6 protein-coding genes are annotated in these 4,593 nt (G+C 52.2%); 1 reads left to right on the top strand and 5 read right to left on the bottom strand.

The window, feature by feature from the left end; genetic code table 11:
- The coding region (locus ACTH3S_RS17885) for a helix-turn-helix domain-containing protein (RefSeq protein WP_441810365.1) at positions 1-580 on the top strand (580 nt) is incomplete at its 5' end.
- A gap of 21 nt (positions 581-601) precedes the next feature.
- On the opposite strand, the gene ACTH3S_RS17880 is transcribed toward ACTH3S_RS17885, so the two are convergent.
- From ACTH3S_RS17880 to ACTH3S_RS17860, 5 genes are all read right to left on the bottom strand, one after another.
- The gene (locus tag ACTH3S_RS17880; protein ID WP_193068344.1) at positions 602-994 is read right to left on the bottom strand and encodes a GNAT family N-acetyltransferase; all 393 of its coding nucleotides are present in this window, start codon (positions 992-994) and stop codon (positions 602-604) included.
- 45 nt (positions 995-1,039) lie between these two features.
- Positions 1,040-1,921: an aromatic amino acid exporter YddG gene (gene yddG / locus ACTH3S_RS17875; RefSeq protein ID WP_226912700.1), complete on the bottom strand. Its 882-nt coding sequence runs from the start codon at positions 1,919-1,921 to the stop codon at positions 1,040-1,042.
- Between the two features lie 88 nt (positions 1,922-2,009).
- Positions 2,010-2,741, bottom strand: a complete 732-nt coding sequence (locus ACTH3S_RS17870) for an AraC family transcriptional regulator (RefSeq protein ID WP_193068342.1) — start codon at positions 2,739-2,741, stop codon at positions 2,010-2,012.
- A gap of 70 nt (positions 2,742-2,811) precedes the next feature.
- Complete coding sequence (locus tag ACTH3S_RS17865) at positions 2,812-3,363, bottom strand: GNAT family N-acetyltransferase (RefSeq protein WP_226912699.1); 552 nt, start codon at positions 3,361-3,363, stop codon at positions 2,812-2,814.
- Between the two features lie 544 nt (positions 3,364-3,907).
- Positions 3,908-4,537 carry a protein kinase domain-containing protein gene (locus tag ACTH3S_RS17860; RefSeq protein WP_441810364.1) on the bottom strand — a complete coding sequence of 210 codons (630 nt, stop codon included), beginning with the start codon at positions 4,535-4,537 and terminating at the stop codon, positions 3,908-3,910.
- Between the last annotated feature and the right edge of the window lie 56 nt (positions 4,538-4,593).

The following is a 4,593-nucleotide window of genomic DNA, read 5'->3' as shown; positions in this document are numbered from 1 at the left end:
CTTTAGGGCGAATTTTAGCGGGGTGGCAGAACGTCGCGGAATGGACGCTTACGGCCGAAGCGTGCAACTGGACGAAATCGACTTCGCCCAGGATGCGCTGCTCACTCAGCTGTTTTGCACCACCCTTGGCCAGAGCAACTGGCAAGACCCGCTGGATCAATTAGCGCTGGATTCCGCCACCCAAACGGCATTGATACATACCCTACGCCACTATAGCCAGCGCCGACTGCCAACTCTGCGCCCAACCGGTGGACTACCTGCGTGGCAATTAAAACGAGTGGTGGAGTTCATTGAGCATCACCTGAACCAACCCCTTACGCTGGCATGCATGGCGGGTATCACTGGCTTAAGTGACTACCATTTCGCCCGCATGTTCAAACAAGCCACTGGTTACCCACCACATCGCTATGTGCTACACCGTCGTCTTATCCGGGCGCAATACTTGTTGGCGGAAACATCGCTAAATATGACTGAGATCGCACTACGCTGCGGTTTTGGCTCCAGCAGCCATTTCAGCAACCGTTTTCGCACAGAGACAGGTGTCAGTCCTACTGAGTATCGGACGCAACAACGTAGCTAGGGTTCTTACGAAGGCTGCCTGCTACCCGCCCCGCTCTGGGCCTACGCTGGCGTTATATAAGATCACCTCATCTCCAGCCCCATAGCCGCTAATCACGGCCGCGCGGGAGACTCCTAGCGTGGATTGATACAGCTTCTCTGCGGAGTTGCCTTCCGAGGTGGTCACCATCACCGCCCCCACATCGCAGCCCTGGCGGCGCACGTGAGCCTTGAACGGTGCTAGCGACTCCACAATGAGCTGCTTACCCAGCCCCCTACCTGCTGCTTCCGGGTGAATGCCGATTTGCTCCAGTTCGATGATACTTTTTTCCCGAAAGCCGTTTTTCACGCTAAACGAGGCTTTTAGCTCTTGCTTGAACGCATCAAATGCCGATGCGTCTGCCAACGCCAGCGTGACTGCGGATGAAGGTTCCATGGCTGCGCCTATTTGCTCAACGAGCGTTATCAGCTGCCATCAATTCTAGCACTGCGCTCGTTGGTGCGTCGCGCGACTTGCGATCAAAGAACCAATGACGATGAGCACGCTAGCACTCAATACGGCCACCGTGGCCTTGCCGTATCCCGCCAAGATCAGTAGCACCACCGAAATGAGTGGCGCGCTGTAGGCTAGGGTGCCAAGTAGCTGGATATTCCCGTGTTTGACGCCATAGTCCCAGGTAAAAAATGCGATTCCAACCGGCCCGAGGCCCAGCCCAACCACGCCTACCCATTGCATCAAGCCGTCCGGCCACACCGTCTCTTCCCACAGCATATGGCACCCTAAAGCCAGCAGCGCCGTCACGCCGCAGAACCAACCGACGGCATCGGTTGGCACTGAACGTACCAATCTGCTGAGCACGGAGTAAGAAGACCAAATCAATGCACACGCCAGCGCTACCAGATAACCGGGCAGGTTCTCCCAAGCAAATCCGCCTGCATTTCGGCTGATCAACAACCAACAACCCACCAGCGCCACCAAGGCGCCAACGATAGACTGAGCTCGCATCCTCTCGTCCGGTAACAGGGCAGACAGCAGAACGATCAGCAGCGGCCATAGGTAAGCCAACAGGCTGACTTCCACCGCCGGTGCTAGCGTCATCGCCTTGAAATATGCAAAGTGATAACCGAATAACCCGACGATACCGATACACCAGGCAAACGGCGACTGGCGTATATACCGAACGCCCGTATGGCCAGCCAAGACCCAACGCCCACCCATCAACAGAAACGCAATGCCGAAAGTCATGGCCATCAGTTGGAACTCTGGAATATCTCCGCCGGATAGCTTGGTCAGCAAAGCCAAAGTCCCCCAAAGCAGAACGGAAATGGATCCGATCCAGGTAGCGGCATTCACGGTTGCCATGTCACTCTCCCCCGAAATTGTCATGCATTAGCGGTTGCGGGAGAGCGTATCCATGGAATCGATAGGGGTCTTTTGAATCCTGGCGGAATTATGTCGAGAGACGGCGGAAGTGGCTAGGCGGTTTGCCAAAGTGACGTCTGAAGCGGTCGCTGAAGGCCGATAACGACGAATAGCCTACCGCATCAGCCACCCGCTGAACGCTGAGGCCTGACTGCTCCAGAAGCCGAAACGCCTCTTTCATTCGCACTTCTGTGAGGTATTGATGAGGCGTCACGCCCACCTGATGGCGAAAAAGATCGTTCAACTGCCGAATACTCAGATGGGCCACGTTAGCAACCTCTGCCATGGAAATCGGTTGGTGGAAGTGGTCATCCAGAAACTGTTGCGCTGCGTGAACCCTGCGATCCAGTTTCAATTGACTTCCATGGCGCTCCTGCAGCAGCTGTATCAGTAACAGCAGCATGTGATGCTGGGTAACGCTTGACCCAGCCCCGCTCATAGCCTGAGCATGAAGGAACTGGACGTAATGGTGCAGTGCCGAATCAAGCCCCACGAAACAAGGCAGCTTATCTAGCGCAGGAGCCAGCCCTACAGGCAAATCAGCCACCAAAAACCGATTATCTTCTGTTGCAGCAAACCCATGGCCGCTTCCTGAAGGGATGATGGCCGCACGGTGCTGTGCCACCTCCCCCGCCATGGAATCTACTGACAGAAACAGCGTGCCGACCAGGGGCAATACCAGTTGATGATGGTCGTGGGAGTGACTTTTCACTTCATCATCATAGGTACGTATGTGCAGGCCGATCTCTGGATATTTCATGACCTTACTCAGCAGTCGTGGGCATATTCACTTCCTTGACCTGATTCCCCCAGCCTTCGGTTGTGCGTTTTTAGGCAACGCTCGCTTGGTGGATGGAGGTGGCATCCAGCGTTTTGTAATCCCATTGCGAATACCAGCTTTTCATCCTCTCGAATACCTTGAGGGACTCCTCGAATGTTTGATCACGCTCTGAATCTGTACCGTAAATGTCCTCCCATGGCGGCAGAAGAAAAACAACGGGATTATAGGGGAACAATTGAACATAGTTGGCGATGTCCGCCCGTGACAACGCGTTCTCCGCATCAAGCATGTACAGCGCATCCAGCACCCAACGATCAAAGAACGTAGCCTGCTCGCCAACAGCGACACTCCGGTACTTTTCAATATTGGATTTCAGAATATCCTGAGCGAAACTTACTTTGACCGGGACCTCTACAGCCCAGAGCCCCCACCCACGCTCAGCAATGATGGACTTGATTCTTCTCCCCATACTGTAGCTTTCTTCCTCCGTCAGAGGCTTCGGGAAGAACTCCATCACGTCCTTATCCCTACACATCTGTGAAAAGGGATAGAGGTCTTCGTCATCCCATTGCCGAAGTATCAATCTTTCCGTTCTAATCATACGTCAGGTGATGCCTTATAGCGCCGCAATCACTCGCTTGTCGCGTGCATTGCCTGGTTATGAGATGCTGGATGGTCACTTACCAGTCGCCCATACATTGCCGAGTCAGAGACGATCTCTGTTTCAATTCGCCGAAGCCCCAATGAATTGAATCCGTACTGAAAGAAACTCCCCCGTACCACGAGTGATATTCAACATACGACGCGGACGATCAGCAATGGCAGCATCGTTTTGCTGGCCAAATTGCTCTAACTCAGTTAGCAACTCGCGTAATGATTCGACCCCACTTGTCCCCTGGCAATCTAAACAGCTTGAAAACGAGAGCCGACTGGTCAGCCTCAGAAGATGATAAAACGTCATGCCCACCTAGCTTAGAAACGTAACGTGTTCAGCTTAACGCACATCATGAACTTCACCAGATTGATCGAAGGTCTAAAATCGGCCAAGAGCGGTCTTCTAGGAGCCATTGATATAGCGCTTTAACGCCGCCGGCATGCGCAGCTTTGTAGTGGCAACAGAAAAGCTGTTGCTGTGGCTGGCCTTGTTAAATGCTCTTCTCGAACTTTAACTGAAACTGCTGCCACCTTTTCCACAAATACGGCCATCTGTCTTTTAAAGTTTCTGTCGATGCGTTACGTTCAAAGTAATTGACAAGGCACTCTAGCTGAGCACTGCTTTCTGGCGATTCACTCTTAATAATATCAAGCAACGAAGTCTTAACGTCGTCAATAGTTGGCCTATCGGCGGCGTCCACTGAGAGCATTTCATGCACAAGAGATTGAATCTCAGGTTCTATCGGTGGGTCACTTTCAAAATTTATACTCGCGCTCTTTGCCCATTTCCTCCAAGCATCCGCTTTAGTCCACTTCTTACTATTGTTTTTCAACGGCATAGGCCAATAATCACTGAGTTTTATGCCAACCGGATGAAACCCTCCACTCATAAGCTCATAGAGAATAACCCCCAGTGCAAATACATCCGTTTTAGGTGATAGCTCGAATTCATCCCACTGCTCTGGAGCCATATAAGGCCGAGAACCACCGAAGACGGAAGAGTCTAAAGAAGCATTTGCCAGACCGAAATCAGCTATTAGAGCCAAGCTATAAATATCGAGATCTGGTAAATCACAAAAATCGCTTTTGACGTTTTTCAAAAAAATATTAGCTGGCTTCAAAGTAAGCGCCGTTAAACCGACCCACTTGCCCTAACCGTATTGAGCCACTTTTTTTG

It is taken from the genome of Marinobacter sp. (assembly GCF_052094685.1).
In the GTDB taxonomy this organism is placed as follows: domain Bacteria; phylum Pseudomonadota; class Gammaproteobacteria; order Pseudomonadales; family Oleiphilaceae; genus Marinobacter.
The sequence above is the reverse complement of the archived record's forward strand: the minus strand, read 5'-3'. Positions and strand labels throughout refer to the sequence as shown.